22 protein-coding genes are annotated in these 26,615 nt (G+C 66.7%); 15 read left to right on the plus strand and 7 right to left on the minus strand.

The window, feature by feature from the left end; genetic code table 11:
- Positions 1 to 57: 57 nt before the first annotated feature.
- The 10 genes from EJ903_RS04330 (at position 58) to EJ903_RS04375 (ending at position 12,740) form a co-directional block, all read left to right on the plus strand.
- Positions 58 to 948, plus strand: coding sequence for a transcriptional regulator GcvA (locus EJ903_RS04330; RefSeq protein WP_126612441.1), 891 nt, complete (start codon positions 58 to 60; stop codon positions 946 to 948).
- 69 nt (positions 949 to 1,017) lie between these two features.
- Positions 1,018 to 1,995, plus strand: a complete 978-nt coding sequence (locus EJ903_RS04335; RefSeq protein WP_126612443.1) for an aspartate carbamoyltransferase catalytic subunit — start codon at positions 1,018 to 1,020, stop codon at positions 1,993 to 1,995.
- Positions 1,992 to 3,278: a dihydroorotase gene (locus EJ903_RS04340; protein ID WP_126612445.1), complete on the plus strand. Its 1,287-nt coding sequence runs from the start codon at positions 1,992 to 1,994 to the stop codon at positions 3,276 to 3,278. Before EJ903_RS04335 ends, EJ903_RS04340 begins: the two co-directional genes overlap by 4 nt.
- The gene (plsY, locus tag EJ903_RS04345; protein ID WP_377006021.1) at positions 3,275 to 3,904 is read left to right on the plus strand and encodes a glycerol-3-phosphate 1-O-acyltransferase PlsY; all 630 of its coding nucleotides are present in this window, start codon (positions 3,275 to 3,277) and stop codon (positions 3,902 to 3,904) included. Before EJ903_RS04340 ends, plsY begins: the two co-directional genes overlap by 4 nt.
- Before the next feature lie 81 nt (positions 3,905 to 3,985).
- Positions 3,986 to 6,514, plus strand: a complete 2,529-nt coding sequence (locus EJ903_RS04350; RefSeq protein ID WP_126612449.1) for a ligase-associated DNA damage response DEXH box helicase — start codon at positions 3,986 to 3,988, stop codon at positions 6,512 to 6,514.
- An 11-nt stretch (positions 6,515 to 6,525) separates the two neighbouring features.
- A complete protein-coding gene (gene pdeM / locus EJ903_RS04355; protein WP_126612451.1) occupies positions 6,526 to 7,230 on the plus strand; it encodes a ligase-associated DNA damage response endonuclease PdeM in 705 nt (234 codons plus the stop codon).
- A 72-nt stretch (positions 7,231 to 7,302) separates the two neighbouring features.
- On the plus strand, positions 7,303 to 8,769 hold the full coding sequence (locus EJ903_RS04360) for a cryptochrome/photolyase family protein (protein WP_126612453.1): 1,467 nt from the start codon (positions 7,303 to 7,305) through the stop codon (positions 8,767 to 8,769).
- 121 nt (positions 8,770 to 8,890) lie between these two features.
- On the plus strand, positions 8,891 to 10,921 hold the full coding sequence (locus tag EJ903_RS04365) for a PhoX family protein (RefSeq protein ID WP_126612455.1): 2,031 nt from the start codon (positions 8,891 to 8,893) through the stop codon (positions 10,919 to 10,921).
- A gap of 155 nt (positions 10,922 to 11,076) precedes the next feature.
- Positions 11,077 to 11,574 (plus strand): Fur family transcriptional regulator, encoded by a 498-nt coding sequence (locus EJ903_RS04370; RefSeq protein WP_126612457.1) that lies wholly within the window; start codon positions 11,077 to 11,079, stop codon positions 11,572 to 11,574.
- Positions 11,544 to 12,740, plus strand: coding sequence for a CobW family GTP-binding protein (locus EJ903_RS04375; RefSeq protein WP_126612570.1), 1,197 nt, complete (start codon positions 11,544 to 11,546; stop codon positions 12,738 to 12,740). Before EJ903_RS04370 ends, EJ903_RS04375 begins: the two co-directional genes overlap by 31 nt.
- A 56-nt stretch (positions 12,741 to 12,796) precedes the next feature.
- Here the strand turns inward: EJ903_RS04375 and EJ903_RS04380 are convergent, their stop codons facing one another.
- The 5 genes from EJ903_RS04380 to pdxH all read right to left on the minus strand — a co-directional run bounded on the left by EJ903_RS04380 (position 12,797) and on the right by pdxH (position 18,624).
- Positions 12,797 to 14,014: an HD domain-containing phosphohydrolase gene (locus tag EJ903_RS04380; RefSeq protein ID WP_126612459.1), complete on the minus strand. Its 1,218-nt coding sequence runs from the start codon at positions 14,012 to 14,014 to the stop codon at positions 12,797 to 12,799.
- A gap of 91 nt (positions 14,015 to 14,105) precedes the next feature.
- Positions 14,106 to 15,338 (minus strand): anion transporter, encoded by a 1,233-nt coding sequence (locus EJ903_RS04385; RefSeq protein ID WP_126612461.1) that lies wholly within the window; start codon positions 15,336 to 15,338, stop codon positions 14,106 to 14,108.
- 113 nt (positions 15,339 to 15,451) lie between these two features.
- Complete coding sequence (locus EJ903_RS04390) at positions 15,452 to 16,276, minus strand: MBL fold metallo-hydrolase (protein WP_126612463.1); 825 nt, start codon at positions 16,274 to 16,276, stop codon at positions 15,452 to 15,454.
- A gap of 76 nt (positions 16,277 to 16,352) precedes the next feature.
- Positions 16,353 to 17,744 carry a methyl-accepting chemotaxis protein gene (locus EJ903_RS04395; protein ID WP_126612465.1) on the minus strand — a complete coding sequence of 464 codons (1,392 nt, stop codon included), beginning with the start codon at positions 17,742 to 17,744 and terminating at the stop codon, positions 16,353 to 16,355.
- A 280-nt stretch (positions 17,745 to 18,024) separates the two neighbouring features.
- Positions 18,025 to 18,624 (minus strand): pyridoxamine 5'-phosphate oxidase, encoded by a 600-nt coding sequence (pdxH, locus tag EJ903_RS04400; protein WP_126612467.1) that lies wholly within the window; start codon positions 18,622 to 18,624, stop codon positions 18,025 to 18,027.
- 159 nt (positions 18,625 to 18,783) lie between these two features.
- Here pdxH and EJ903_RS04405 point away from each other — a divergent pair, with 159 nt between their 5' ends.
- The 3 genes from EJ903_RS04405 (at position 18,784) to EJ903_RS04415 (ending at position 20,844) form a co-directional block, all read left to right on the plus strand.
- Complete coding sequence (locus EJ903_RS04405; RefSeq protein WP_174237242.1) at positions 18,784 to 19,257, plus strand: RT0821/Lpp0805 family surface protein; 474 nt, start codon at positions 18,784 to 18,786, stop codon at positions 19,255 to 19,257.
- Positions 19,258 to 19,298: 41 nt separating this feature from the next.
- Positions 19,299 to 20,249, plus strand: coding sequence for a DnaJ C-terminal domain-containing protein (locus EJ903_RS04410; protein WP_126612469.1), 951 nt, complete (start codon positions 19,299 to 19,301; stop codon positions 20,247 to 20,249).
- Between the two features lie 205 nt (positions 20,250 to 20,454).
- Positions 20,455 to 20,844: a DUF805 domain-containing protein gene (locus tag EJ903_RS04415; protein WP_126612471.1), complete on the plus strand. Its 390-nt coding sequence runs from the start codon at positions 20,455 to 20,457 to the stop codon at positions 20,842 to 20,844.
- A gap of 30 nt (positions 20,845 to 20,874) precedes the next feature.
- Here the strand turns inward: EJ903_RS04415 and EJ903_RS04420 are convergent, their stop codons facing one another.
- Positions 20,875 to 22,230, minus strand: coding sequence for a YihY family inner membrane protein (locus EJ903_RS04420; RefSeq protein WP_246015178.1), 1,356 nt, complete (start codon positions 22,228 to 22,230; stop codon positions 20,875 to 20,877).
- Positions 22,231 to 22,360: 130 nt separating this feature from the next.
- Here EJ903_RS04420 and fabI point away from each other — a divergent pair, with 130 nt between their 5' ends.
- Positions 22,361 to 23,209: an enoyl-ACP reductase FabI gene (fabI, locus tag EJ903_RS04425; protein WP_126612475.1), complete on the plus strand. Its 849-nt coding sequence runs from the start codon at positions 22,361 to 22,363 to the stop codon at positions 23,207 to 23,209.
- A 116-nt stretch (positions 23,210 to 23,325) separates the two neighbouring features.
- On the plus strand, positions 23,326 to 24,492 hold the full coding sequence (locus EJ903_RS04430) for a hypothetical protein (protein WP_126612477.1): 1,167 nt from the start codon (positions 23,326 to 23,328) through the stop codon (positions 24,490 to 24,492).
- Between the two features lie 154 nt (positions 24,493 to 24,646).
- Here EJ903_RS04430 and ftsH read toward each other — a convergent pair whose 3' ends face one another.
- Positions 24,647 to 26,572, minus strand: coding sequence for an ATP-dependent zinc metalloprotease FtsH (gene ftsH, locus EJ903_RS04435; RefSeq protein WP_126612479.1), 1,926 nt, complete (start codon positions 26,570 to 26,572; stop codon positions 24,647 to 24,649).
- Between the last annotated feature and the right edge of the window lie 43 nt (positions 26,573 to 26,615).

Here is a 26,615-nt window from a genome sequence, read left to right on the forward strand (position 1 = left end):
TGAATTAGGAAAGCTAATCCGATAGACTCCCCATCTCCTCCCTCCCGTTGGTTCGCCATGCCCCGCCGCCTGCCCCCGCTGAACGCGGTCCGCGCCTTTGACGCCGCCGCCCGCCATCTGTCCTTCACCAAGGCGGCGGAGGAACTGCACGTCACCCAGGCCGCCGTCAGCCACCAGATCAAGGCGCTGGAGGAATGGCTCGGATTACCCCTGTTCCGGCGAATGAACCGGGCGCTGGCGCTGACGGAGGCCGGGCAAAGCTACGTCCCGTCGGTGCGCGAGGCGCTGGACACGCTGGCGCAGGCCACCGAAAAGCTGATCCGCAACGACAGCACCGGGCCGCTGACCATCTCCGCCATGCCCAGCTTCGCGTCGAAATGGCTGGTTCCGCGCCTGATGCGCTTTCAAAAGCGTCATCCCGATCTGGATGTGCGGGTGCAGAGCACGACGCAGATCGTCGATTTCACCCGGCAGGACGTCGATCTGGCGATCCGCTTCGGCAACGGCCATTGGCCGGATTTGCAGGTGGAACGGCTGTTGACGGAGGACATCTTTCCCGTCGGCCACCCATCCCTGCTGAAGAACGGGCCGCCGCTGGCCTGCCCGGAGGATCTGCGCCACCACACGCTGCTGCACGACGATTACAACATCTCGTGGGCGGTCTGGTTCCGGGCGGCGGGGATCGACGGGGCGGATGTGGAGCGCGGTTTGCGGTTCGACGATTCGTCCTTCACCCTTCAGGCGGCGATGAGCGGCCACGGCATCGCGCTGGCGCGCGGCGTGCTGGTGGCCGACGACATCGCCGCCGGGCGGCTGGTGCGCCTGTTCGACGTCCACATGCCCGGCAGCCTGGCCTATTACGTCGCCGCCCCACCCCATTATTTCAGCCGCCCCAAGGTGAAAGCCTTCCGCGACTGGCTGTTCGAAGAAGCCGAGCGCACCCCCTGACCGTGGGGTTGTATGGGGGGCTTTCGGGGCGCTTGCGGGCGTCCCGCCCCGCTCCTATAGTCCGCGCCCATGAGCGCGAACCCCACCACCGACGCGATCTTCCCGCACCGCCACCTTCTCGGCATCGAGGGGTTGCGGTCCGCCGAGATCACCCAGATCCTCGACCTCGCCAACGGCTATGTCGAGCAGAACCGCCAGCCCGTGAAGAAGTCGTCCCTTCTCGACGGGCGGACGCTGGTGAACCTGTTCTTCGAGAACTCCACCCGCACGCGCACCAGCTTCGAGCTGGCGGGCAAGCGGCTGGGGGCCGACGTCATCAACATGTCGTCGGACGGCAGCTCGGTGAAGAAGGGCGAAACGCTGATCGACACGGCGATGACACTCAACGCCATGCATCTGGACGCGCTGGTGGTCCGCCACGCCGACTCCGGTGCGGTGAAGCTGCTGGCCGACAAGGTCAACTGCTCGGTCATCAACGCCGGCGACGGCCACCACGAACACCCGACCCAGGCCCTGTTGGACGCGCTGGCGATCCGCCGCCGTCTGGGCCGTCTGGAGGGGCTGGTGGTGGCGATCTGCGGCGACATCCTGCACAGCCGTGTCGCGCGCTCCAACATCCATCTGCTGAACGCCATGGGCGCACGGGTGCGCTGCGTCGCCCCGCCCACCCTGCTGCCCGCCCAGATCGACCGGCTGGGGGTGGAGGTCCATCATTCGATGAAGACCGGGCTGAAGGACGCCGACGTCGTCATGATGCTGCGGCTTCAGACCGAACGGATGAGCGGCCAGTTCATCCCGTCCACGCGGGAGTATTTCTACTTCTACGGCCTGGATTACGAAAAGCTGGAGGTCGCCAAGCCCGACGCGGTCATCATGCACCCCGGCCCGATGAATCGCGGGGTGGAGATCGACTCGGAGGTGGCCGACGATCTCAAACGCTCCATGATCCTCGATCAGGTTGAACTCGGGGTCGCCGTCCGCATGGCCGTGCTTGACCTGCTCACCCGTGACCGCCGCAACACCGACCGCCAGAAAGCTGACCAATGAGCCGCGTCGCCTATCTGAACGCCCGCGTGATCGATCCGGCCAGCGGGTTTGACCAGCGCGCCGATCTGCTGACGGACGGCGGCAAGATCGTCGATTTCGGCACCGACCTGTTTGCGGGCGGTGTCCCCGCCGACGCGGAGGCGGTCAACCTGTCGGGCCTGTGCCTGGCCCCCGGTCTGGTCGACATGCGCGTGCTGATCGGCGAGCCGGGCGACGAGGAAAAGGACACGATCAAGAGCGCGTCGCGCGCCGCCGCCGCCGGTGGCATCACCGCCATGGCCCTGCTGCCCAACACCGACCCGGTGCTGGACGAGGTCGCCGGACTGGAGTTCGTCGCCCGCCGCGCCCGCGAGGCGAAGATGGTGAAGGTCTTCGCCTATGGCTCCGCCACGCGCGGGACCGAGGGCAACGAGATCACCGAAATGGGCCTGCTGGCCCAGGCTGGGGCGGTCGCCTTCACCGACGGCACCAAGGCCATCGGCAGCGCCAAGACGATGCGCCGCGCGCTCAGCTACGCCAAGACCTTCGACAAGCTGATCGTGCAACATCCCGAAGAGCCGAGCCTGGGCGGCGGCATGATGAATTCGGGCGAGATCGCCACCCGGCTGGGGCTGGTCGGCATCCCGCGCGAGGCCGAGATCATCATGATCGAGCGCGATCTGCGTCTGCTGGAGCTGACCGGCGGGCGGCTGCATTTCGCCCACGTCACCACCGGGGAATCGGTTGACCTGATCCGCCGGGCCAAGGCGCGCAGCCTGCGTGTGACCTGCGACACCGCCCCGCATTACTTCGCCTTGACCGAGGTCGATGTCGGCGATTACCGGACCTTCGCCAAGGTGTCGCCGCCGCTGCGCGGGGAAATGGACCGCCGCGCCATCGTCGCCGGTCTGGCCGACGGAACCATCGACGCCATCGCGTCCGATCATGTGCCGCAGGACCAGGACCAAAAGCGCCTGCCCTTCGCGCAGGCCGCCTGCGGCATCAGCGGCCTGGAAACCCTGTTCCCGCTGATGCTGGAGCTGGTGCACAAGGGGGCGATGAGCCTGTCGCAGGCGCTGGCCTGCGTCACCGTGAAGCCCGCCGACATTCTGGGTCTGCCGCTGGGCCGCATCGCCAAGGGTGCCGCCGCCGATCTGGTGGTGTTCGACCTCGATCAGCCGTGGCAGATCGACATCAGCCGCTTCAAGTCGAAGTCGAAGAACTCGCCCTTTGACAAGCGTCCGGTCCAGGGCCGCCCGCTGCGCACCATCGTGGACGGACGCACCGTCTGGGCGGAGGGTTGATCGCCGTGCTGACCGCTCTCGCCGCCGCCCTGCTGGGCTATCTGCTGGGGTCCATCCCCTTCGGTCTGGTGCTGACCCGTCTGGCCGGTCTAGGCGACATCCGCCAGATCGGATCCGGCAACATCGGGGCCACCAACGTCCTGCGCACCGGGAACAAGGCGCTGGCGCTGGCCACCCTGCTGCTGGACAGCGGCAAGGGGGCCGTCGCCGCGCTCGTCGCGCTGGATCTGGCCGGGCGATTCGCCGGGCCGGACGCCGCGCTGTTGGCGGCGGTGCTGGCGGCGGGCGGGGCGATGCTGGGCCACAGCTTTCCGGTCTGGCTGGGCTTCAAGGGCGGCAAGGGTGTTGCCACCGCGCTGGGCGTGCTGCTGGCCGTCTGCTGGCCGGTCGGGCTGCTGGCCTGCGTGAGCTGGCTGGCGATGGCGGTTCTGTTCCGCATCTCGTCGCTGTCGGCCTTGACCGCCATCGCGCTCAGCCCGCTGACCGGCTGGTATTTCGGCGGGCCGCTGGTGGCGGGCCTGTGCCTGTTCATCGCCGTGCTGGTCTTCATCCGCCACGAGGCGAACATCCGCCGCCTGCTGAAGGGCGAAGAGCCGAAGATCGGGGCGGGGAAGAAGGCCGCGTAAGCCGTCCAACCAGCACCACGGCGGCGCGCGCGCCTGCCATTCCCCCCTGACCATCACCCTGAGCCTGCCCGGTTCCCCACGATGGACAGCGCGCCGCCCTCCACCTCCGCAATCCCGGCCCCGCTCATCCCGCCCAACGTTGCGGCGTGGTTCCGGTCGCGCGGGTGGTCGCCGCACGCCCATCAGGTCGCCATGGTCGCGGCGGCGACGGAGGGGGCGAGCGCGCTGCTGATCGCGCCGACCGGCGGCGGCAAGACGCTGGCCGGGTTCCTGCCCTCCCTGATCGAGTTGGCGGAGCGGCCGCGCGACGGGCTGCACACCCTCTACATCTCGCCGCTGAAGGCGTTGGCGGTGGATGTTCAACGCAATCTGGAAACCCCCATCGCCGAAATGCGGCTGCCGATCCGGGCGGAAACCCGCACCGGCGACACGCCGGAGGCCAAGCGCCGCCGCCAGCGCGCCCACCCGCCCCACATTCTGATGACCACGCCGGAAAGCCTGGCGCTGCTGCTGTCCTACGCCGACAGCGCCCGGCTGTTCGGGGGCTTGCGCTGCGTCATCGTGGACGAGTTGCACGCGCTGGCCGGGACCAAGCGCGGCGACCTGCTGGCCCTGGGGCTGGCCCGGCTGACGCGGCTGGCCCCGTTGGCGCGGCGGGTGGGGCTGTCGGCCACCGTGGCCGACCCCGATCACCTGCTGGCCTGGCTGTCGCGCACCGGACTTGCAGGTGGTGTGGCGGGTGGCAGTGATGTCCGGCTGGTCCAGGGTCGCAGCGGGGCGGACCCCGCCATCGACATTCTCGACAGCCGGGAACGGCTGCCCTGGGCCGGGCACAGCGCCTTGCACGCCATGGCGGAGCTGTACCAGCGCATCCGCCAGCAGCGGACGACCCTGGTCTTCGTCAACACCCGCGCGCAGGCCGAAATGGTGTTTCAGGCGCTGTGGAAGGTGAACGACGAGACGCTGCCGATTGCCCTGCACCACGGCTCGCTCGCCGTCGAACAGCGGCGCAAGGTGGAAGCGGCGATGGCGCGGGGGGAGCTGCGGGCCGTGGTCGCCACCTCCTCCCTCGACCTTGGCATCGATTGGGCGGCGGTGGATTTGGTGGTGCAGATCGGCGCGCCCAAGGGATCGAGCCGCCTGATCCAGCGCATCGGGCGGGCGAACCACCGGCTGGACGAGCCAAGCCGCGCCCTGCTGGTTCCCGCCAACCGCTTCGAGGTGCTGGAATGCCGGGCGGCGCTGGACGCCGTGCGCGCCAACGCGCTGGACGGCGACGCGCCCCGCCCCGGCGGGGTCGACGTGCTGGCGCAGCACATCCTCGGCATGGCCTGCGCCGCCCCCTTCCGCCCCGATGAGCTGTATGAGGAGGTGATCACCGCCGCCCCCTACGCCGACCTTGACCGCGACAGCTTCGACGACGTGCTGGATTTCGTCGCGACCGGCGGCTACGCGCTGGGGGCCTATGAGCGCTTCCAACGGCTGCGGACGCGGGAGGATGGGCGCGTCGCCATCAGCGGCGCGGCGGTGGCCCGGCTCTACCGGATGAATGTCGGAACCATCACGCAGGAATTGCTGTTGCGCGTGCGCCTGAACCGTGGCCCGGTGCTGGGCGAGGTGGAGGAGTATTTCATCCAGGGCCTGACGCCGGGCGACACCTTCCTGTTCGCCGGGCAGGTGCTGAAATTCCTGGGCGTGCGCGAGATGGAGGCGCAGGTGGCCAAGGGCGGAACCGGCGAGCCGAAGATCCCCGCCTACGCCGGGGGACGCTTGCCGTTGACCACCCATCTGGCCGAACGGGTGCGGGCGATGCTGGCCGACCCGGCGGCGTGGGACGGGCTGCCCGACGACGTGCGCGAGTGGCTGGCGTTGCAGCGCCAGCGCTCCGTCCTGCCCGACCGCGACGGGCTGCTGGTGGAGCTGTTTCCCCGCAACGGCAAGCGTTTCCTCGTCGCCTACGCCTTCGAAGGGCGCAACGCGCATCAGACCCTGGGCATGCTGCTGACCCGGCGGATGGAGCGGATGGGGCTGGGGCCGCTGGGCTTCGTCGCCACCGATTACGTGCTGGCGGTGTGGTCGCTGCGCTCCCCCGACCGGCTCGACGCGCTGTTCGACCAGGACATGCTGGGCGACGATCTGGAAGCCTGGATGGACGAATCCTCGATGCTGCGGCGGACCTTCCGCAACGTCGCCCTGATCGCCGGGGTGATCGAACGCCGCCATCCGGGGCAGGAGAAGAACGGGCGGCAAGTCACCGTCTCGTCGGATCTGATCTATGACGTGCTGCGCAAGCATGACCCTGGCCATGTGCTGCTGCGGGCGACGCGGGCCGACGCGGCGGGCGGCCTGACCGACGTCCGCCGCCTGTCCGATTTCCTGGCGCGCGTGCGCGGGCGGATCACCCGGCAGGACCTTGACCGGATTTCACCGCTCGCCGTGCCGGTCATCCTGGAGATCGGGCGGGAGCGGATCGACGGCGAGGCCACCGACGAGTTGCTGGCCGCCGCAGCGGCGGAGCTGGTGGCCGAAGCGATGGCGGAACCGCCCGCCCCCCCAAAACGTGAAGGGGCAAACCGGCCAGACGATCGCCGACAAGGACGTCTGCTGTGAGGGGCTTCCCCATGCCCCCGGCGACCGACGACGGTCAAGCCGCGCTGACGCTGGCCGGTGTCCCGTTGCTGGCCGACGCCTCCGGCGCGCTGCTGTGGCGCGATGAAGGGGTGCTGGCGGTCGCCGATCTGCATCTGGAAAAGGGGTCGGCCTTCGCCGCGCGCGGGCGGATGCTGCCGCCCTACGACACCCGCGCCACGCTCGACCGGCTGGCGGCGCTGGTGGAGCGGGAACGGCCCCGCCGCGTGCTCTGCCTAGGCGACAGCTTCCACGACCGCCGGGCGGGGGAGCGCCTGACCGGCGCGGACGCCGACCGCCTGCGGGCGCTGACCGCCGCCACCGATTGGGTGTGGATCACCGGCAACCACGACCCCCACCCGCCCGATGGGCTGGGCGGGCGGATCGTCGCCGAGATCACGCTCGGCCCGCTGGTCTTCCGGCACGAGGCGCAGCCCGGCGTGGCGGGCGAAATCTCCGGCCATCTGCACCCGGCTGCGGCGTTGGCGCTGGCCGGGCGGCGGTTGCGCGAGCGCTGCTTTGTCACCGATGGGGCCAAGCTGATCCTGCCCGCCTTCGGGGCCTTCACCGGCGGCCTGAACGCGCTGCATCCGGCCATCGCCGGGCTGCTCGCCCCCCGGTTCGAGGCGCTGTTGATGGCGCGCGGGCGGCTGCACCGCTTCCCCCGCGACCGTCTGTCACCGGATCGCGGCCTGTAACCCCCTGGTCGAACGGGGCGATCCGCCTATATCCGATGGCCTGCCCGTCGTTTCGCCGCGAGAGCCATCCCCATGCCAGCTTTCACCACGACCAACCCGGTCATCGTCTGGTTCCGCAGCACCGATCTGCGCCTGTCCGACAACCCGGCGCTGCACGCCGCCGCCAGCCTGGGCGTGCCGGTGCTGCCACTCTTCGTGCTGGAGGAGGTGGCGGGCGACCCGCGCCCGCTGGGCGGGGCGTCGCGCTGGTGGCTGCATGGCAGCCTGGAACGGTTGGCGGCGGACTGCGCGGCGTTGGGATCGCCGTTGATCCTGCGGCGGGGCGATCCGGCGGCGGAGATCGACGCGCTGCGGCGCGCGAGCGGGGCCGCAACCGTGCTGTGGAACCGGCGCTACAGCCCGATCCACACCGCCCGCGACGCCGCGATCAAGGACGGGCTGAAGCGCGACGGGGTGGAGGCGCGCAGCTTTTGCGCCCATCTTCTGGCCGAACCCTGGACGGTGCAGAACAAGAGCGGCGGGCCGTTCAAGGTCTTCACCCCCTTTTGGCGCAACCTGTCGGCCGACCTGGCCCCACCCGCCCCCCTGCCCGTCCCGGAGCGCCTGATCCCACCGGCCAGCGCCCCGGCCAGCGACCGGCTGGCGGATTGGGGGCTGTTGCCGACCGCGCCGGACTGGGCGGGCGGCCTGCGCGCGGCCTGGGTGCCGGGAGAGACGGCCGCGCGCGCGCGGTTGACGGCCTTCCTCGAGGGTCCGGTCGCCACCTACGCCACCGACCGCGACCGGCCGGACATGATGGGAACCGCGCGGCTGTCGCCCCATCTGGCCTTTGGCGAAATCAGCCCGCGCCAGATCTGGCACGCCACCCGCCACAGCGCCGACGCCCACCCGGAGCGGCAAAAGGGGGCTGAGTCCTTCCTGCGGGAAATCGGTTGGCGCGAGTTCAACCACCATCTGCTGCACCACGCCCCCCACATGCTGGACCAGCCGCTGGACGACCGATTCGCCGATTTCCCGTGGCTGTCGGACGCGGACGGGTTGGCGGCGTGGCGGCGCGGGCGCACCGGCTATCCCATCGTCGACGCCGGAATGCGCGAATTGTGGGAAACCGGCTGGATGCACAACCGGGTGCGGATGATCGCCGCGTCCTTCCTGGTCAAGGATCTGCTGCTGCCCTGGCAGGTGGGGGAGCAATGGTTCTGGGACACGCTGGTGGACGCCGATCCCGCCAACAACGCCGGGGGCTGGCAATGGGTGGCCGGTTGCGGGGCCGACGCCGCCCCCTTCTTCCGCGTCTTCAACCCGGTGCTTCAGGGCGAAAAATTCGATCCCGAGGGCGACTATGTCCGCCGCTTCGTGCCCGAACTGCGCCACCTGCCAAGCCGCTGGATTCACAAGCCGTGGGAGGCTCCGGCGGACGTTCTGCGCCGGGCTGGGCTGCGGTTGGGCGATCATTATCCCAAGCCGATCATCGACCATGGGCTGGCCCGCAACCGGGCGTTGACCCTGTTTGCCGAACGCAAAGGACAAACCGTCTGACGGCCGCTCATTTCATCGGACCGTTACGCCGTCGCAAAGAAACTGTCATGGAGCCGAACTAGTGTGACGCCAACCCAGAGACACGCCCCGAAAACCGGCGGCACCAGGTGAGGCACAGACGATGAACGGCGAAGAGACCACCCGCAAGGGCACCAAATACCTGACCTTTGACAGCCAGGAAGACATCGGCATCAACCCGACGTCCAACCCGACCCTGGGCGACGTGCTGAACGAGCGCATCGGTCGCCGTGGCTTGATCGGCGGCATGCTGGCGTCCTCCGCCCTGAGCGCGCTGGTCGGGCCGGTCGCGCTGTTCGGCGGCAGCGCCGAGGCTGAGGCCGCGACGCCAAAGGCCGCCGCCGGGTCCGCCCCCAGCTTCCGGTTTGAAGAAATTGCCCACGGCGTGGACGAAACCCACCATGTCGCGCCGGGTTACGACGTGAATGTCCTGATCCGCTGGGGCGATCCGGTGTTGCCGGGCGCGCCCGCCTTCGATCCGATGAAGCAGACCGCCGCCGCCCAGGCGACGCAGTTCGGCTACAACAACGATTTCAACGGCTTCGCGCCGCTGCCGCTCGGCTCCAAATCCGCCGATCACGGCCTGCTCTGCACCAACCACGAATACACCGATGAAGAGGTGATGTTCCCCGGCCTGAACGGGGAGCAGCAGAAGGCCAATTTCGCCCGCATGACCAAGGATCTGGCCGACATCGAAATCGCCGCCCATGGCGGTTCGGTGGTCGAGGTCCGCAAGGTGAAGGGCAAATGGACCTACGACCCCACTTCCAAATACAACCGCCGCATCACCGGTGAAACCGAATGCCGCATCACCGGCCCGGCCGCCGGTCATCCGCTGATGCGCACCGCCGCCGACCCCACTGGGACCGTGGTGCGCGGCATGCTGAACAATTGCGCTGGCGGGATGACCCCGTGGGGCACCTGGCTGTCGGCGGAAGAGAACATCAACGGCTATTTCTGGGGCAAGCTGGCCGACGACCACAAGAACGCCGCCGCGTTCAAGCGCTATGGCATTCCGGGCGGCTGGTACAATTGGGGGGCCTACCACGACCGTTTCGACGTGACGAAGGAAGCCAACGAAGCCAACCGCTTTGGCTGGATCGTCGAGATCGACCCCTACAACCCGACCTCCGCGCCGCGCAAGCGCACCGCGCTGGGCCGCTTCAAGCATGAGGCCTGCAACGTCGTCGTCATGAAGGACCGCACCGTCGTGGCCTATATGGGTGACGACGAGCGCTTCGAGTATGTCTACAAGTTCGTTGCCGCGAAGAAGTACGATCCGGCCAACCGCGCCGCCAACCTCGGCATTCTGGACGAGGGCACGCTCTATGCCGGCAAGTTCGGCGCGGACGGGTCGGTGACGTGGATGCCGCTGGTCCAAGGCCAAAACGGCCTGACCGCCGAAAAGGGCTTCCCCGATCAGGCCACCGTCCTCATCAACGCCCGCCTGGCCGCCGACATCCTGGGTGCCACCAAGATGGACCGCCCGGAAGATGTGGAAATCAACCTGAAGAAGGACACCGTTTACGTTGTTCTGACCAACAACAACAAGCGCAAGCCCGAACAGGTGGACGCCGCCAACCCGCGCGCGGTCAATGAGTGGGGCCAGATCCTGGAAATCACCCCCAACGACGGCGATCACACCGCCACCAAGGCGACCTGGAAGATGCTGCTGCGCGGCGGCAACCCGAAGGACGCCAAGGTCGGCGGCCAATACCACGCCGACACCAGCGCCAACGGCTGGTTCGCCTGCCCCGACAACGTGGCGGTGGACAACCATGGCCGCCTGTGGGTCGGCACCGACCAGGGCGAGAATTGGGCCAAGGCGTCCGGCACCGCCGACGGGATTTGGGCGGTGGAAACCGATGGCGAACTGCGCGGCCTGTCGCGCATGTTCTACCGCAACCCGGTGGGTGCCGAGATTTGCGGCCCCTTCTTCACCCCCGACGACAAGGCCCTGTTCATCTCCGTCCAGCACCCGGCGACCGACGGCGTGGACCAGTACAAGCCCTTCGGCAAGCTGTCCACCTTCGAGGAACCGGCCACCCGCTGGCCCGACTTCAAGCCCGGCATGCCGCCCCGCCCCTCGGTGATCGTCATCACCAAGAAGGACGGCGGCGTTCTGGGGCTGTGATCGCCGCCTGACCGCGACGCGCACGACACCGACACGACACATCCAAGGGGGGGCGGCTCTGCACAGGGCCGCCCCTTTTCCGTTCCGCTGCTTTTTCCCGCGCTGGCGATGAAGCGGGGTTTCCATCGCCCGTAGAGATGTTATAAAATAACATCATGAGCACCGACCACCCCACCCCGACGCTTCACGCCCGGCACGACCACGCCCATTGCGTGGCCGATGCGCTCACCCGCGCTGACGCGCTGTGCGCTCAACGCGGCGCGCGTCTGACCACGTTGCGCCGTCGCGTGCTGGAGCTGGTGTGGTCCAGCCACCGCCCGCGCGGGGCCTACGCCATTCTGGAGGATCTGAGCCAGCAGGACGGCAAATCCACCGCCCCGCTGACCGTGTACCGGGCCTTGGAATTCCTGGTGGAACAGGGGTTGGTCCACCGCATCGAATCGCTCAACGCCTATGTCGGCTGCGCGTCTCCCGGTGCCAGCCATTCCGGGCAATTCCTGGTGTGCGAGGGCTGCGGCGACGCCGCCGAAATCGACGATTCATCGATCCGCACCGCCATCGAGTCCGCCGCCATCGCGCGCGGCTTCCGTGTCCAGCGCCCCACCGTGGAGGTGCGCGGCGTCTGCAAAGATTGTCAGGAGAAACACCCGTGAACTCCCCCCGCCTGCCCGTTTCGGTGCTGACCGGCTTCCTCGGCAGCGGCAAGACCACGCTGTTGCAAGCGCTGCTGCGTCACCCCGGCATGGCCCGCACCGCCGTCATCATCAACGAGTTCGGCGAGGTTGGGCTGGACCATCTGCTGGTCGCCAAGGCGTCGGAAAACATGGTGCTGATGGACAGCGGCTGCCTGTGCTGCACCATCCGGGGCGATCTGGTGGACACGCTGCGCGACCTGTTCCTGAAGCGCGTGCGCGGCGAGGTGCCGGAGTTCGAACGCGTGGTGGTGGAAACCACCGGTCTGGCCGACCCCGCCCCGATCATCCACACGCTGATGACCGATCCGCTGCTCGCCGCCCGTTTCCGCCTGGATGGCGTGATTTCCACGGTGGACGCGGTGCACGGATCCAGCCAGTTGGACCGCCAGCCGGAAAGCGTGAAGCAGGCCGCCGTGGCCGACCGCATCGTGCTAACCAAGGCCGATGTTGCCGACCCCGACGCCACCACTGCCTTGAAGGCGCGTTTGGCGGCCATCAACCCGGCGGCCCCGGTGATCCCCGCCGCCCACGGGGCGATTGACCCGCAGGTGCTGTTCGACGCCGGTCTGTACAACCCGGAAACCAAAAGCCCCGACGTCGTCCGCTGGCTGCGCGAAGAGGCCTACCGCGACCAGCAGGCCGGGCATGACCATCATCATCATGACCATGATGAGCACCACCATGATCATGGGCATGACCACCATCACGACCATGACACGCACCACCATCACGAGCATGGCGAGCATTGCGGGGCGGATTGCGGCCACGATCATGACCATCACCACCACGACGCCAACCGGCACGACGACCACATCCGCGCCTTCTGCATGGTGATCGACGCGCGGATTCCCTGGAACGGCTTCGTCGATTTCATGGAGGCGCTGATCGCCCAGGGCGGGGACAATTTGTTGCGGGTCAAGGGCCTGCTGAACGTGAAGGAAAGCGACCTGCCGGTCGTCGTCCATGGCGTCCAGCACATGTTCCACCCGCCCGTCCGGCTGGAGGAATGGCCCAGCGAGGATCACCGCAGCAAGCTGGTCTTCATCACCCGCGATCTTGACCGCCCGGTGATCCAGGCCCTGTTCGACAATTTGGTCTGGGGAACCGGGTCGGCAACGGCCTGATCCGCCACCCCAGGGCCACACCCCACCCCAGGGCCACACCAGAGTCCGCCTGGAACCTATGCCTCGTCGCGGAGTTCGTCCCAAATGCGGTCGAACTCCGGGTGACGCTCGGCAAACAGCGCCATCAGGCGCGGATCGAAATGGCGGGACGGGTCGATGCGGTCGTCGCCGTCCAGCATGATCGACACCGCCTTCTCGTGGCTGAAGGACGGCTTGTAGGGCCGTTCGCTGCGCAAGGCGTCGTAGCAGTCGGCGATGGAGACGATGCGCGCGGCCAGCGGGATCTCCTCCCCCTTCAATCCACGGGGGTAGCCGGTTCCGGCCCATTGCTCGTGATGGCACAGCGCGATGTCGGCGGCCATCTTCAGCCGGTCCGATGCCATCAGGATTTCATAGCCATAGACGGGGTGGCGCTGCATTTCGGCCAGTTCCCGCTCGTCCAGCCGCCCGCGCTTGTGCAGCACCGCCTGATCGACGCTCATCTTGCCCACATCGTGCAGGGCGGCGGAAAAGCGGATTTCCTTGCAGAAGGCGCGCGAGCAACCCGCCCATTGCGCCATGGCGTGGGAGTATTCGTTGACCCGCAGAATGTGGTTGCCGGTGTCCTCGTCGTGGACCTCGGCGGCCTTGGCCAGCAGATTGACCGACACCATGAAGGCGCGTTCGGTTTCCACCTGCAATTCGGCCACCCGGCGGCGCTCCCGCGTCAGGTCGCGGTTGCGCTCCTTCAGCCGTTCCATCGTCGCCGCACGTTCCAGCGCCCGCCCGACCAGATGGTTGACCGGGGCGATCATGGTTTCGTGGTCGTGCAGAAAGGTCAGCGGCTCCCCCGCACCCTCGGGCCGACGGTTGATGAGTTGGACCACCCCGACCGGCTTGTCCTGCACGCCCTTCAGGGCAAAGGCCATGATCGAGCGGGTGCGGTAGCCGGTGCGCTGGTCGAAACCGGGATTGAAACGGTACGGCTCATCCACCGGGATCGAATACGCGTCGTCGATCAGCACCGTGTTGCCGGTGGCCGCGACGTAACCGACGATGGAGGTGGTGTTGAGCGGCACGGTGAAGGCGGCGGTTTTCGCCCGGATCACGTCGTTCTGGACGCTGACCGCCTCCAAATGGCGGCTGCGCCCCTGGCCGCGCAGCATGAAGACGCTGCCCGCCTCCGCCCGCGTCAGTTCGCGGCATTTGCGCAGCACACGGTCGCTGACCGCCTGCAACGACTGGTTTGGCGATTGTTCAATGAACTCCAGAAACTGACCGACGAGATCCGCCACCCGACACACTCCCCAGCGACGCGCACCCCCATGCGCGAATCCCCCACACACCTTACGCAGGCGCACCCGCCGAGGAAAGGGGTCGCGCGCGTCAACCGACGAACGGCATCCAGCCCCGCCCCCACAGCCACAGCGCCGCCACCGCCATCGACAACAGCGTCATCGGCACACCGCAGCGCGCGTGTTCAGCAAAGCCCAGCCGCACGCCGGACGCCGCCGCCCGTTCGGCGACGATGATGTTGGCAAGGCTCCCCGGCAGCAGGAAATTGCCCGCAAGCGTCGTCAGCACCGCCAGCCCGTACAGCGCACCTTCCGGTGGCGATGGCCAGGCCGCCAGCAGCAGGATCACCGCCGGAACGTTGCCGATGCTGTTGCTGCCCGCCAGCGCCAGCGGCAGCATCACCGACAGCCGGTCGGGCAGCCAACCCGCCGCCGTCAGATCACCGATCAACGCCGCCGGAAGCCCGGTCAGGCCCAAGGCGTGGTTGATGGCGAACAGCGCGGCGAACAGCACCAGAAGATGCCAATCCACCATGCCCAGCATGTCGCGGCTGGCCATGCGGCGGCTGATCATCACCAGCCCCGCCACCAGCAGCACCGCGTGTTCCTGCGGGACCGGCAGGGTGAACAGCACCAGCAGGGCCACGGTCGCCGCCACCGCCTTGCCCAACTGCCAACGGTCGAGCGGAACGGTCGGAACCTCCCCATCGCCTTGCGGTTCGCCAAAGCGCCCGCGCCAGACCAGCCAGACGGTGGCGTAGACGATCACCAGCCCCGCCAGCGCAGGAACCGCGCAGACCTCCAGAAATCGCCAGAAGTCGAGGCGACCGATCTGGCCGATCAGGATGTTCTGCGGGTTGCCGATCATGGTGGCCGCCGACCCGGCGTTCGCCGCCCCGGCCAGACCGATCAGATAGGGACGCGGATCCAGCCGCCGCGCGGTCAACCCGGCGCACAGCATCGGCGTCATGGCAAAGACCACCACATCGTTGGCCAGCACCGCCGACAGCCCGCCACCGACCGCAACCACCACCGCCAGCAACCGCGCCGGAGACCGCGCCGCCCGCGCCAAGCGCAGCGCGCACCAATCATAGAATCCGCTGCCCGCGTATTGCGCCGACAGGATCATCAGCCCCAGCAGAATAAAGATGGTCGGAAAATCGACCGCCGCCACCGCCTGTTTGGTGTCGAGCGCGCCAACGGTCAGCAGCAGGATGGCGGCGACCAAGGCGATGCCGGTGCGGTCGATGCGCAGACCGGGAAAGCGCCCCAGCGCCATGCCCACATAGGTGACGGTGAACAGGCCGAGGATGATGGCGGTCATGACGGGAAAACCAAGCGGCGGGATCGGAACAGCCCCCTATACCCCATCCCCGCCCGGTCGTCGCCCCATCAGGGCGATCCTCAGTCCCGATGAATCATCCGAGCAAACGCCCATCAGCCCAAAACAATGGTTGTGCCCTCGCGGGCGGCAAAGCAGTTGGGAAACTCCGCCCGCGCCGCCGCTTCGATGGTTTCCATGGTGGCGTCGTCGTGGTCGGGGTCGTGGTGGAACAGCCCCAGTTGCTTGACGTGCGCAGCCCGTGCGATGCGCACCGCCTCCATCCAGGTCGAATGCCCCCAGCCGATGCGCTGCGACCACTCCTCGTCGGTGTAGGTCGAATCGTAGAGCAGCAGGTCGGCCCCATCGACCAGATTCAGGATTCGGCTGTCCTGCCGGTCCGGCACATGCTCGGTGTCGGTGACATAGGCGACGGAATGGCCCTGATGCTCGATGCGGAAGCCGGTCGCCCCGTCCGGGTGATTCAGGGGCGCGGTGTGGATGCGCACCCCACCGGCCAGCTTGAAGCTGTGCCCCGCCGGAATTTCGATGAAGCTGATGTCACCGCCCATGGTCCGCAACGGAACCGGAAACAGCGGGCGTTCCATCTGGCGCGACATCACCGCTTCGATGTTGGGGCTTCCCATCAGATGGCCGGACATCACCCGCAGGGAAAAGCCCTTGGTGTAGGCCGGGGCGAAGAAGGGAAAGCCGCTGATGTGGTCGAGATGGGTGTGGCTGAGCAGCAGGGTGGCCGCCGTCACCCCTTCGGCCAGCAGCTTGCGACCCAAGGGGCGCAGGCCGGTTCCGGCGTCCAGGATGATCCGTTGATCGCCCGCCTTCACCTCGACGCAGGACGTGTTGCCGCCAAAGCCCAGATGCGACGCCATCGGGCATGGGATGGTCCCCCGGACGCCCCAAAAGGTGACAGAAAACCCCATGCGTCCGCCCCTTCACACGCGCCGCCGCGCACCATCGTCGTTGATGCGCCGCAGTTTAGCGCAAAGATCGCCCGCCTTACACCCTGTAGGCCACACGCAGACCGCCCCAATGCCGCCCGCGCACCATCACCGGCGCGGAAACATCCTTCATCAGCGCGAATTTTCCGCCCCCCATGTCGCGGCGGTAGGTTTGCAGCAGAAATGGTTTGGTGTTTCGACCGGCGGCCAAGCCGACTCGGTCGTTGAAGATGCGGCGATTCCGGCAATTGGCCGCGTTCCATACCGGGTCACGCCCCTGGGGCTGGCTGAATTTCCGGTTGTGGGTGGGCAGATAGCCGTTCTCGTCCACCGCCACACAGAACACGATGCGGTCGTTGCCGACCAGAACCTCTTCCTGGATGGCGGGCAACAACCGGTCGCAGATTTGGGTGAAACGGGTGGTGAATTGCTGGGGATCGGTCCCCGGTTCGGGGCGATAATTGCGGTCGAACAGGTCGGATTCACCGACGTCGCCACGCGCGACGGCGTCCTCGAGCGCCGCCGACACGCGGGCCGCCGCCGCCATCACCATCTTGATGAAGGGGGTGTCGACCGTTTCGATGTTCAGTTCGGCGGTGATGCCGATCAAACGCTCGCTCATCCCGACCAGCGTGTTCACCCGGTCACGGGCCTGGGACAGGTTGTCGCTCGACAGCTTCACGCCCGCCGCCAGGTCGGTGATTTCATGCTCCAGATCGGCGCAGTTCGCGGCGATGTCGGTGGAGGCCGCTGCGATCTTGTCGGTTTCGCCGTGCAACTCGCGCATCGCCCGGCCAACCGTGTCGATCACCGTGCCGATGGCGGCGGTTCCCTCGCTGACCGCGCGGGCCTTGACACCGCTGGCCGCGCTCTCGGTCATCAGGCGCTGCGCCTGTTCGTTGAGGAATTTCAAGGTGGCGTCGATCTCGGTCGTCGCCTCGCTGGTTTTGGAGGAGAGCGCCTTGACCTCGTTGGCGACCACGGCGAAACCTCGTCCGGCCTCCCCTGCCCGCGCCGCCTCGATCGTCGCGTTGAGCGCCAGCAGATTGGTCTGCTTGGCGATGGCGAAAATCTCCTTGGCGACCTTGCCCACCCGCTCCAGCGCGCCGCGCAGCCCCACAATCTGCTGTTCGATTCCCGTGACCGACGACACCAGGGCGTGAATGTCCGCCAACGACGCCTGAACGCGGTCCTGCGAGGTCTCCACCTCCTGACGCGCCTGTTCGGTGACGGTGCGGGCGACGGTCGAGGCAGCGGAAATCCGCTGCGTGCTTTGCGCCATCTTGGCTCCGGTGGCGCGCAGTTCGGAAAACACCTCGGCCTGCCGGTTCACCCGACCGTTGACATCCTCGATGTGCCCGGCGATGTCCGCGATTTCGATGCCCAGATTGCCCGCTTCTTTGGCGATGTCTTCAATCAGATGAGGCCGAATCCCGAATGCACCATCCATCTTTGTCACCGCATTGTGTGTATTTGTTTGCGAACACGCTCTCCCGCGCACAATTGTTACGCTTTTTGGGTTTTCTTGCAACCGATGGAGACCCCAATTGATGGGCAGACCCCCTATCCATTGGTCGAATACCCTAGCGTCAACCTGCGCACCTGAATTGTACTGAAACGGGCAAAAACACCAAATTCGGGTTGTCCCGGAGCGGGCGCGCGGTGGGCTTGATCGGAGTCGCAACCGACTCGCCTCCACTCGCGCGTCCACCGCGCCACGCCCGGATGGCTCAGGGATAGAGCCGCTCTGTGGCCCAACCGGTCGCCTGCCCTTCGTCGCGGCGGTAGAGCAAACGGTCGTGCAGGCGGAACGGGCGATCCTGCCAGAACTCGATGCGCGCGGGCAGCACGCGGAAGCCGGTCCAATGCGGCGGGCGCGGCACCCGGCCAATCGCGTGTTTGGCGGCGAACTGCGCCACGCGCTTTTCCAACTCCCACCGGCCTTCAAGCGGGCGCGACTGTTGCGAGGCCCAGGCCCCGATCCGGCTTTCACGCGGACGGCTGTCGAAATAGGCGTCGGCCTCGGCGTCCGTCACCTGCTCAACCGTCCCCTCCACCCGCACCGAACGGCGCAGGGATTTCCAGTGAAAGCACAGGGCGGCGTTGGCGTTGGCCAGAAGCTGTTCGCCCTTGCGGCTTTCGGTGTTGGTGTAAAAGACGAACCCGCGCTCATCGATACCCTTCAGCAGCACCATGCGCACCGACGGGATGCCCGAGGCGTCGGCGGTGGCCAGCGCCATGGCGTTGGGGTCGTTCGGTTCGCTCCGCCCGGCTTCGTCCAGCCATTCGGCGAACAGCTCATAGGGGTTGCGGTCGTTCACATCGGTCATCGCGGCTCGTCCTGTTTCATCCGGGCATGGCGGGGGCTGTGAAAAACAAAGGTCAAACGCTCATGCCAATTCACAGCAAGGATAGGCTCGCTTATACCACTGTCCACCACCGCGCCATCGGATAAGGCGCAGGCGGCACCCAAACCTTTTGAGGCAGAGATGCTCGTGAAGAAACTCGTCCCGACCGTTCTGACCGTGGCCCTGCTGGCGGGCTGCACCACCGGCGGCACGAAGGAGACGGTCGGCACCGTGGGTGGTGCCTTGGCCGGCGGCCTGATCGGTTCCCAGATCGGCGGCGGATCGGGCAAGCTGGTCGCCACCGGCGTCGGCACCCTGCTGGGGGCCTTCGTCGGCCGCGAGATCGGCGCGTCACTGGACAAGGCCGACGCCGAATTCGCCAGCGGGGCCGCGCGCCGCGCCTACGCCGCCCCGGTGGGCGACCGCATCGTCTGGAACAACCCGCAATCCGGCAATTCCGGCAGCGTCACCACCACCCGCGAGGGCTACAGCAACGCCGGAACCTACTGCCGCGAATACCAGCAGACGGTCACGGTGGGCGGACGGACGGAGCTTGCGTACGGAACCGCTTGCAAACAACCCGATGGTGCGTGGAAGATTGTGGCCAACCAGTAACCCTATGATGCCCCGATCCAGGGGGCAGGATTGCTTTGCCCGTGGCCACGCGTGACCCCTACAGCGTTCTCGGCGTCAGCCGTTCGTCCAGCGCCGATGACATCAAAAAGGCGTATCGGAAACTTGCCAAGCTGCATCACCCGGATCTGAAACCGGGCGATGCGGCGAACGAGGAGCGATTCAAGGAAATATCGGCAGCCTACACCCTGTTGTCCGATTCGGAGAAACGCGCCAAGTTCGACCGGGGCGAGATCGACGCGTCCGGCCAGGAACGCCACGCCGGGCCGCGCGGCCATGCCGGGCGGGGGCGCGCCTACAGCGGAACCGCCGATGATTCCTTCTTCGGCGGCGGCGGCGGCGACGATTGGTTTTCCGACCTGTTCGGCGGCGGTCGCCGCCGGGGTGCCGCCGGGGCCAGCGCCGGCGGCGGGTCCGGCACCGGGCCGAAGGTGCGCGGCAGCGACATCGCCTATTCGGTCACGGTTCCCTTTGTGGAGGCCGCGCAGGGAACCAAGCGCCGAATCAGCCTGTCCAACGGCAAAAGCATCGACGTGTCCGTTCCCCCCGGCACGGAAAACGAACAAAAGCTGCGGCTGAAGGGCCAGGGCCTGCCCGGCATGGGCGGCATGCCCAACGGCGACGCCATCATCGAGGTCCATGTCGAACCCCATCCCTTCTTCACCCGGCAGGATGGCGACATCCATGTCGAGGTGCCGATCACGCTGAACGAAGCGGTTCTGGGGGCGACGATCACGGTGCCGACCATCAGCGGCAAGGTGGCGGTGAAGGTCCCGCCGGGGGCCAACACCGGATCGGTGCTGCGCCTGCGCGGCAAGGGCGTGGTCAGCCAATCGGCCGGGACCACCGGCGACCAGTATGTGAAGCTCAAGGTCATGCTGCCCGATCCGCCCGACGCCGAACTGGTGCGGTTCATGGAGCAATGGTCCAAAACCCGCAGCTACGACGTTCGCAAAAAGGCGGGGTTGGAGTGACGTCCCCGCGACGATGAACACCCAGGCAACGGATGACACCAACGGCCCGCCCCCACAGGCGGGCCGTTTCCGTTGGAGTTGGATGCCGCGTCATGGGACGGAATCCAGGGATTGCTTTGTTCCGATTGCCGGACAAGACTTTGAAGCAGCGCGGCGGCCCCAACGGAAGGCGCGCGCCGGAAACCGGATTTTCAGGAGAGGTGCCATGGGTTTTGTGGAAGCCATCCGCTCCGTGCTGTCGAACGGCGTTACCTTTTCAGGCCGCGCACCGCGTTCCGAATATTGGTATTGGATGCTGTTTTACCTGATCGTGACCATCCTGGCCGCTGTTCTGGACTTCGGCCTTCTGATGGAGGATGCGGAAGAGTGGAGCGAGTCGGCGGGCATCGTGGAGCGGCTCATCACGCTGATCCTGGCCATCCCCAGCCTGGCCGTGTCCGTCCGCCGCCTCCATGACATCGACCGATCCGGCTGGTGGGTGCTTCTCAGCTTCGTCCCGCTGGTGGGCTGGTTGGTGTTGCTGATCTGGAACGTGAAGAAGGGCGACGCGGTGGACAACCGGTTCGGCCCGCCCCACCCCGTCATGCAGAGGTGAAGGCCCTTCCAACCCGATGGGCAACGCGGCTTATGGGCTGTGCTCCCGCTTGGCGAGGGTTAGGGCTGGCGCAGCGTGCGCGCCGGCGTCGATCGTGGGGGTGGCGAGCAGCGTTTTGATCGGCACCTCCAACACCGCCGCCTGCTGCCCATCGGCGCGGTCGAGCAGAGCGGCAACCCGATCCTGCCACGCGCCGTTCAGCCCGCCCAGGTCGTGAACCGACCCGCGCATCCCGATCCCCAACGCCTTCATCAGGTCAAGCAACGTCGCCTCGGCAAGGTCGCGCGTCACCACCCAGGCGTCCCGCGTGGTGTGGGCGGCCCAATGGGCGTCGCGCAACTGTTCCAGGATGGCGTCGATCAACAGGCTGCCGACCGGGACCCGCGCCGCCAACTCCCGGCGTGGCAGGCCGACTCCGAGTCGGGTCGCCTCCTTCAGCGCGCCCAGCACCGCCAGGGCCAGGGCCAGCCGTTGGGCCGGTGACAGCCCTTCCGGTCCACCGCGCGTGATCTTGCCCGCCCGCCATTCCGGCAGGGAGGCCGCGACCACCGCGCCGAACAGCACGGCGGACCAGGCGATGTAGAGCCAGAACAGGAAGATCGGCACGGTGGACAGCGCGCCGTAAATGGTTTGATAGGCGGGGAAGGCCCGCATGTACCAGGCGAAGATCGCCTTCGACGCCTCCAGCAGCAGCGCTCCGACCGCACCACCGAACAAGGCATCGATCCAGAACACCTCACGATTCGGGATGATCAGGTAAAGCAGCGAGCAACCGACCACCTGCAACAGCAAGGGCAGCAACAGGCCGCCGCCCGACAGCGGCATGGCCACGCCATCCAGGTGGGTGAATTCCAGCGCGGCCCACAGGCTGCTCGACAGCGACAGGCTGGCCCCGACGAACAGCGGCGTCAGCGACACCACCGCCCAGAAGGACAGAACACGCATGACGTAGGAACGCGGTTCCCGCACCCGCCAGACGGTGGCGAAGGCCCCCTCGATGGTCCAGATCAGCAGCACCGCCGACACCGCCAGCCCGACCACGCCGAAAATCGGCATCTGCCCGGCGTTGGCCATGAAGGTGCCCAGATAATTCAGAATGGCGTCACCAATCTCCGGGACCAGATTCTTGAAGATCGCCGTCTGGATTTCGGTCTGCAACGCGCTGAAGGCGGGAAAGGCCGAAAAGATGGCAAAACCGATGGTCATCAACGGCACGATGGCCAGCAGCGACGTGTAGGTCAGCGACGCGGCGGTTTGAAAGCAATTGTCGTTGTAGAAGCGCAGCATCGAATGGCCGAAAAACCCGGCCAGATCGCGCAACCGTCCTCCGGCTTGTTGCAGGCCCAGGACCTGTCGGCCAAGCCCCCGTCGCTCATCCCCGACCATACCGCATCCCTTCCACCATTCCCTGCGGCGGCAACACCACCTGCGACCGCGCCGTCGGTTTGACCGGCGAACGCTTTCGTGTAGGATGCGCCCCACTTTTCGCGACAATAGCGCAGTTCACGAGGAACCGATGACCAATCCGATGCCCCTGATGGCTGGCAAGCGTGGCCTGATTATGGGCGTGGCGAACGACCGCTCGATCGCCTGGGGGATTGCGTCCACCCTGGCCAAGCATGGGGCCGAGTTGGCCTTCACCTATCAGGGCGACGCCCTGCTGAAGCGGGTCAAGCCGCTGGCCGAACAGGTCGGCGCCCGCCTGCTGCTGCCGTGCGACGTCACCGACGAGGCCAGCATCGACGCGACCTTCGCCGCCATCGAAGCGGAATGGGGCAAACTGGATTTCGTGGTTCATGCGATCGCGTTTTCCGACAAGAACGAGTTGGACGGCCTGTATCTCGACACCACGCGGAGCAACTTCCTCCGCACCATGGACATCTCCTGCTACTCCTTCACCGCCATCGCCCGGCGCGCCGTGCCGCTGATGACCGACGGCGGCAGCCTGCTGACCCTGTCCTATTATGGGGCGGAACGGGTGATGCCGCACTACAACGTGATGGGCGTCGCCAAGGCGGCGTTGGAAGCGAGCGTGCGCTACCTGGCTGTCGATCTGGGGAGCAAGGCCATCCGTGTCAACGCCATTTCCGCCGGACCGATCAAGACCCTGGCCGCCAGCGGCATCGGCGATTTCCGCTACATCCTGAAATGGAACGAGTTGAACGCGCCGCTGAAGCGCAACGTCACCATCCAGGAGGTCGGCGGAGCCGGCCTGTTCCTGCTGTCCGATCTGGGGACCGGCGTCACCGGCGAAGTGATGCATGTCGACAGCGGTTATCACACCGTCGGCATGGTTGCCGTGGATGAGGCGGCCAACGTGGCCCAGCTTCTGAATTCGTTGGGTGGCACGCCCAAGGCGGAGTAAGTTCCCGCTTTTGCGGTTACAAATTGCAAAGGGGGGATCCGCTGGTGGATCCCCCTTTTCGTTTGTGCCCGTGCCGTCTATGCTCTGCCCACTCTTCCTGACGTCGGGTAATTTTGATGCGCGCTCGCAAGGTCAATGATTCGGTCTCCCCGATTCTGGAACAGATTCTCTACGGCGGTTCCAGCGTTTCGATGAATCTGATCGCGATCACGCGCGACATTCCCGAAAACGAGCGCATGTTCAAGGCCCAGGGTCTGAACAACAGCATCCTGTTCAAATACCCGAGCTTTAATGGTTTGGACGATGGTGTCGGCGGGCCGATTTCCGGCGATGACGATCTGGCGGAAAGCTCCGGTCGCCCGGTGGAAACCGGCATCTATGTGCCGCACAACGCCCGATCCCCGGAATCGGGCGGCATCGCCATCTATCTGCGCGGCCACAACAGCGATCTGTTGCTGGAAGAGCAGTTCGGCATCAAGGACGGCCCGAGCGAGGCCGGAACCATCAGCGACATGCGCATCCTGCAATTGATTGACGAGGTGCCGTCGCTCGACGCCTTCCTGCTGAAGACCTGCTTCGAATCGCAAAAGGTCACGGTTGATCCCCGCCACTGGCTGATCAGCGCGGAAGAAGATCACCAACTCCGCCGCCTGATCCGCGCGCGCATCGAGCCGATCGTGCGCAAGGCGTTGAGCGGCGGCAGCGGCAACGCCCAGAGCATCGAACGCTTCCTGGAAGCGATCTGGAACCCCAATCTGGAGGAAGCCGGGCTGTTCGTGTCGGCCTTCGGCATTGAGCGCAGCGAAGCCGACACGATTTTCAGCGCGTGGAAGGGAACAACCTTCTACGAATACCAGCTCCGCCGGATCGCGCCGCGCGCCCGCCTGATCCTGAACTGGCTGAAATCGAAGGATTGCGTGCCGATCGACATCCGCATGCACAAGCCCTACGAAACCCAATTGCTGATGCACATCGAACGGGTCGGCAAGCTGCTCGACACCACGCTGATGGACATCCGGGGCATTCTGGCCGATTACGAAACCGCCTTCAGCGCCTTCATGGCCGGAAAGCCGGAACCCTTCCGCGAGTATCTGCGCACCATCCGGTCGCGCTATTGGCTGTTGGGCTATTGCGTGTCGGCGTTGACCAGCGTGTCCCACCTGGACGCCCGCAGCATGAAGAACACACCGTCGCGGCGTTTGTATTTCGAAGGCACGCAGAAGCTGCTGCGCCAGTTCGACGTCGCGCTGGACCGTCGGCGCGAGCAGAAGGGATCCTTCTGACCCACGGCCCCTGGCGCTCACACCCAAGCCCCTTGCCAAGGAAAAAGCCGACGCCTGAAAAGGCGTCGGCTTTTTTGTATCCCCGGGGCCGGATGGTCGCCCGTCCCACCACCCCACCGCAGCGAAAGCCCGGTGGGGTGGTGGGGATGGTCGGTCAGGTCCCCTGCGGCTCCGGCCCGACGCCACCACTGGGCGGCACGGAGGAGCGGCGACCGGTGGAGGTCGGTTGACGCGGCGGGGCGCTGGAATAGCTGTCCCGGTCCTCGTCGCGCAGGATCGGTTCGCCACGCAGCAGGCGGTTGATGTCCTCGCCGCTCAGCGTTTCGAACTCCAGCAGAGCCTTGGCCAGGGCGTGCAACTGATCGATGTTCTCGGTCAGGATCGTGCGCGCCTTGCTGTAGCTTTCATCGACGATCCGGCGGATTTCCTCATCCACCATCTGCGCCGTGCGGTCCGACATGTTCTTGTGCTGCGTCACCGAATGGCCGAGGAACACCTCTTGCGTCGGTTCGCCGTACAGCAGCGGGCCGAGTTTGTCGCTCATGCCCCATTCCGTGACCATGCGGCGGGCCATCTCGGTCGCCATCTTGATGTCGCCCGACGCACCGGTCGTCACCCGATCCTTGCCGAAAATCAGCTCTTCGGCGATGCGGCCACCCATGGCGACGCACAGATCGGCCAGAAGCTTGGCTTGCGACAGCGAAATGCGGTCGCCTTCCGGAAGACGCATCACCATGCCCAGCGCGCGGCCGCGCGGAATGATGGTGGCCTTGTGCACCGGATCGCTGTCGGCGCTGTGAACGGCGCAAATGGCGTGCCCGGCCTCATGGTAGGCGGTGAGCTTCTTCTCATCCTCCGACATGACCATGGAGCGGCGCTCGGCCCCCATCATGACCTTGTCCTTGGCGGCCTCGAACTCGCTCATCCCGACCACGCGCTTGCCGATGCGGGCGGCCAGCAGGGCGGCTTCGTTGACGAGGTTGGCGAGATCGGCACCGGAGAAGCCCGGCGTGCCGCGCGCGATCACCTTGGCGTCCACATCGGGCGACAGCGGGACCTTGCGCATGTGGACCTTGAGGATCTTCTCGCGGCCCAGCACGTCGGGGTTGGGGACCACGACCTGACGGTCGAAGCGGCCCGGACGCAGCAGCGCGGGGTCGAGCACGTCGGGGCGGTTGGTGGCGGCGATCAGGATCACGCCCTCGTTCGCCTCGAACCCGTCCATCTCGACCAGAAGCTGGTTCAGCGTCTGCTCGCGCTCGTCGTTGCCGCCGCCCAGGCCAGCGCCACGGTGACGGCCCACGGCGTCAATTTCGTCGATGAAGATGATGCAGGGGGCGTTCTTCTTGCCCTGTTCGAACATGTCGCGGACGCGGGACGCGCCGACACCGACGAACATTTCAACGAAATCCGACCCGGAGATGGTGAAGAACGGCACGTTGGCTTCACCAGCCACGGCGCGCGCGGTCAGCGTCTTGCCGGTGCCGGGCGGGCCGACCAGCAGGCAGCCCTTGGGGATCTTGCCGCCCAGGCGCTGGAACTTCTGCGGGTCCTTCAGGAACTCGACGATTTCCGTCAGTTCCTGCTTGGCCTCATCAATCCCCGCCACGTCGTCGAAGGTGACGCGGCCGACCTTTTCGGTCAGCAGGCGGGCGCGGGACTTGCCAAAGCCCATGGCCTTGCCGCCGCCGGATTGCATCTGACGCATAAAGAAGATCCACACGCCGATCAGCAGCAGCATCGGGAACCAGGACAGCAGAACCGAGAACAGCGACGGGACGTTGCTGTCGTCGGGAACCGCGCTGATCCGCACGTTCTTGTTGGTCAGGCGCTCCACCAGCCCGGCTTCGGGCGGGATGAAGGTGCTGAAGGACCGGCCATCGGTGAAATGACCGGACACTTGATTGCCCTTGATCTGGACATCGGCAACCTGCCCCCGGTCCACTTCGGCGAGAAGCTCGCTGAACGGAACGGTCGTTTGCGGGCTGCGGGTGGAGGAACTCTGGAACAGGTTGAACAGAGCCACCAACAGCAGCCCTATGATGATCCAGAGGGCGAGATTCTTGCCGAAATTGTTCACGTCACACGCCTTTCTGCGAACCCATCGCCGTGCGGTGCGGCGG

This window comes from Azospirillum griseum, assembly GCF_003966125.1.
GTDB lineage: Bacteria > Pseudomonadota > Alphaproteobacteria > Azospirillales > Azospirillaceae > Azospirillum > Azospirillum griseum.

Bases quoted from the DNA above. Each gene is read 5' to 3' on its own strand.
- EJ903_RS04360 (WP_126612453.1), top strand. From the start codon at position 7,303: ATGCCAGCTTTCACCACGACCAACCCGGTCATCGTCTGGTTCCGCAGC.
- EJ903_RS04420 (WP_246015178.1), bottom strand. From the start codon at position 22,230: ATGGTCGGGGATGAGCGACGGGGGCTTGGCCGACAGGTCCTGGGCCTG.
- EJ903_RS04340 (WP_126612445.1), top strand. From the start codon at position 1,992: ATGAGCCGCGTCGCCTATCTGAACGCCCGCGTGATCGATCCGGCCAGC.
- EJ903_RS04370 (WP_126612457.1), top strand. From the start codon at position 11,077: ATGAGCACCGACCACCCCACCCCGACGCTTCACGCCCGGCACGACCAC.
- EJ903_RS04385 (WP_126612461.1), bottom strand. From the start codon at position 15,338: ATGACCGCCATCATCCTCGGCCTGTTCACCGTCACCTATGTGGGCATG.
- EJ903_RS04365 (WP_126612455.1), top strand. From the start codon at position 8,891: ATGAACGGCGAAGAGACCACCCGCAAGGGCACCAAATACCTGACCTTT.
- pdeM (WP_126612451.1), top strand. From the start codon at position 6,526: ATGCCCCCGGCGACCGACGACGGTCAAGCCGCGCTGACGCTGGCCGGT.
- EJ903_RS04390 (WP_126612463.1), bottom strand. From the start codon at position 16,276: ATGGGGTTTTCTGTCACCTTTTGGGGCGTCCGGGGGACCATCCCATGC.
- EJ903_RS04330 (WP_126612441.1), top strand. From the start codon at position 58: ATGCCCCGCCGCCTGCCCCCGCTGAACGCGGTCCGCGCCTTTGACGCC.
- EJ903_RS04350 (WP_126612449.1), top strand. From the start codon at position 3,986: ATGGACAGCGCGCCGCCCTCCACCTCCGCAATCCCGGCCCCGCTCATC.
- EJ903_RS04405 (WP_174237242.1), top strand. From the start codon at position 18,784: ATGCTCGTGAAGAAACTCGTCCCGACCGTTCTGACCGTGGCCCTGCTG.
- EJ903_RS04415 (WP_126612471.1), top strand. From the start codon at position 20,455: ATGGGTTTTGTGGAAGCCATCCGCTCCGTGCTGTCGAACGGCGTTACC.
- EJ903_RS04335 (WP_126612443.1), top strand. From the start codon at position 1,018: ATGAGCGCGAACCCCACCACCGACGCGATCTTCCCGCACCGCCACCTT.
- EJ903_RS04395 (WP_126612465.1), bottom strand. From the start codon at position 17,744: ATGGATGGTGCATTCGGGATTCGGCCTCATCTGATTGAAGACATCGCC.
- pdxH (WP_126612467.1), bottom strand. From the start codon at position 18,624: ATGACCGATGTGAACGACCGCAACCCCTATGAGCTGTTCGCCGAATGG.
- EJ903_RS04430 (WP_126612477.1), top strand. From the start codon at position 23,326: ATGCGCGCTCGCAAGGTCAATGATTCGGTCTCCCCGATTCTGGAACAG.
- fabI (WP_126612475.1), top strand. From the start codon at position 22,361: ATGACCAATCCGATGCCCCTGATGGCTGGCAAGCGTGGCCTGATTATG.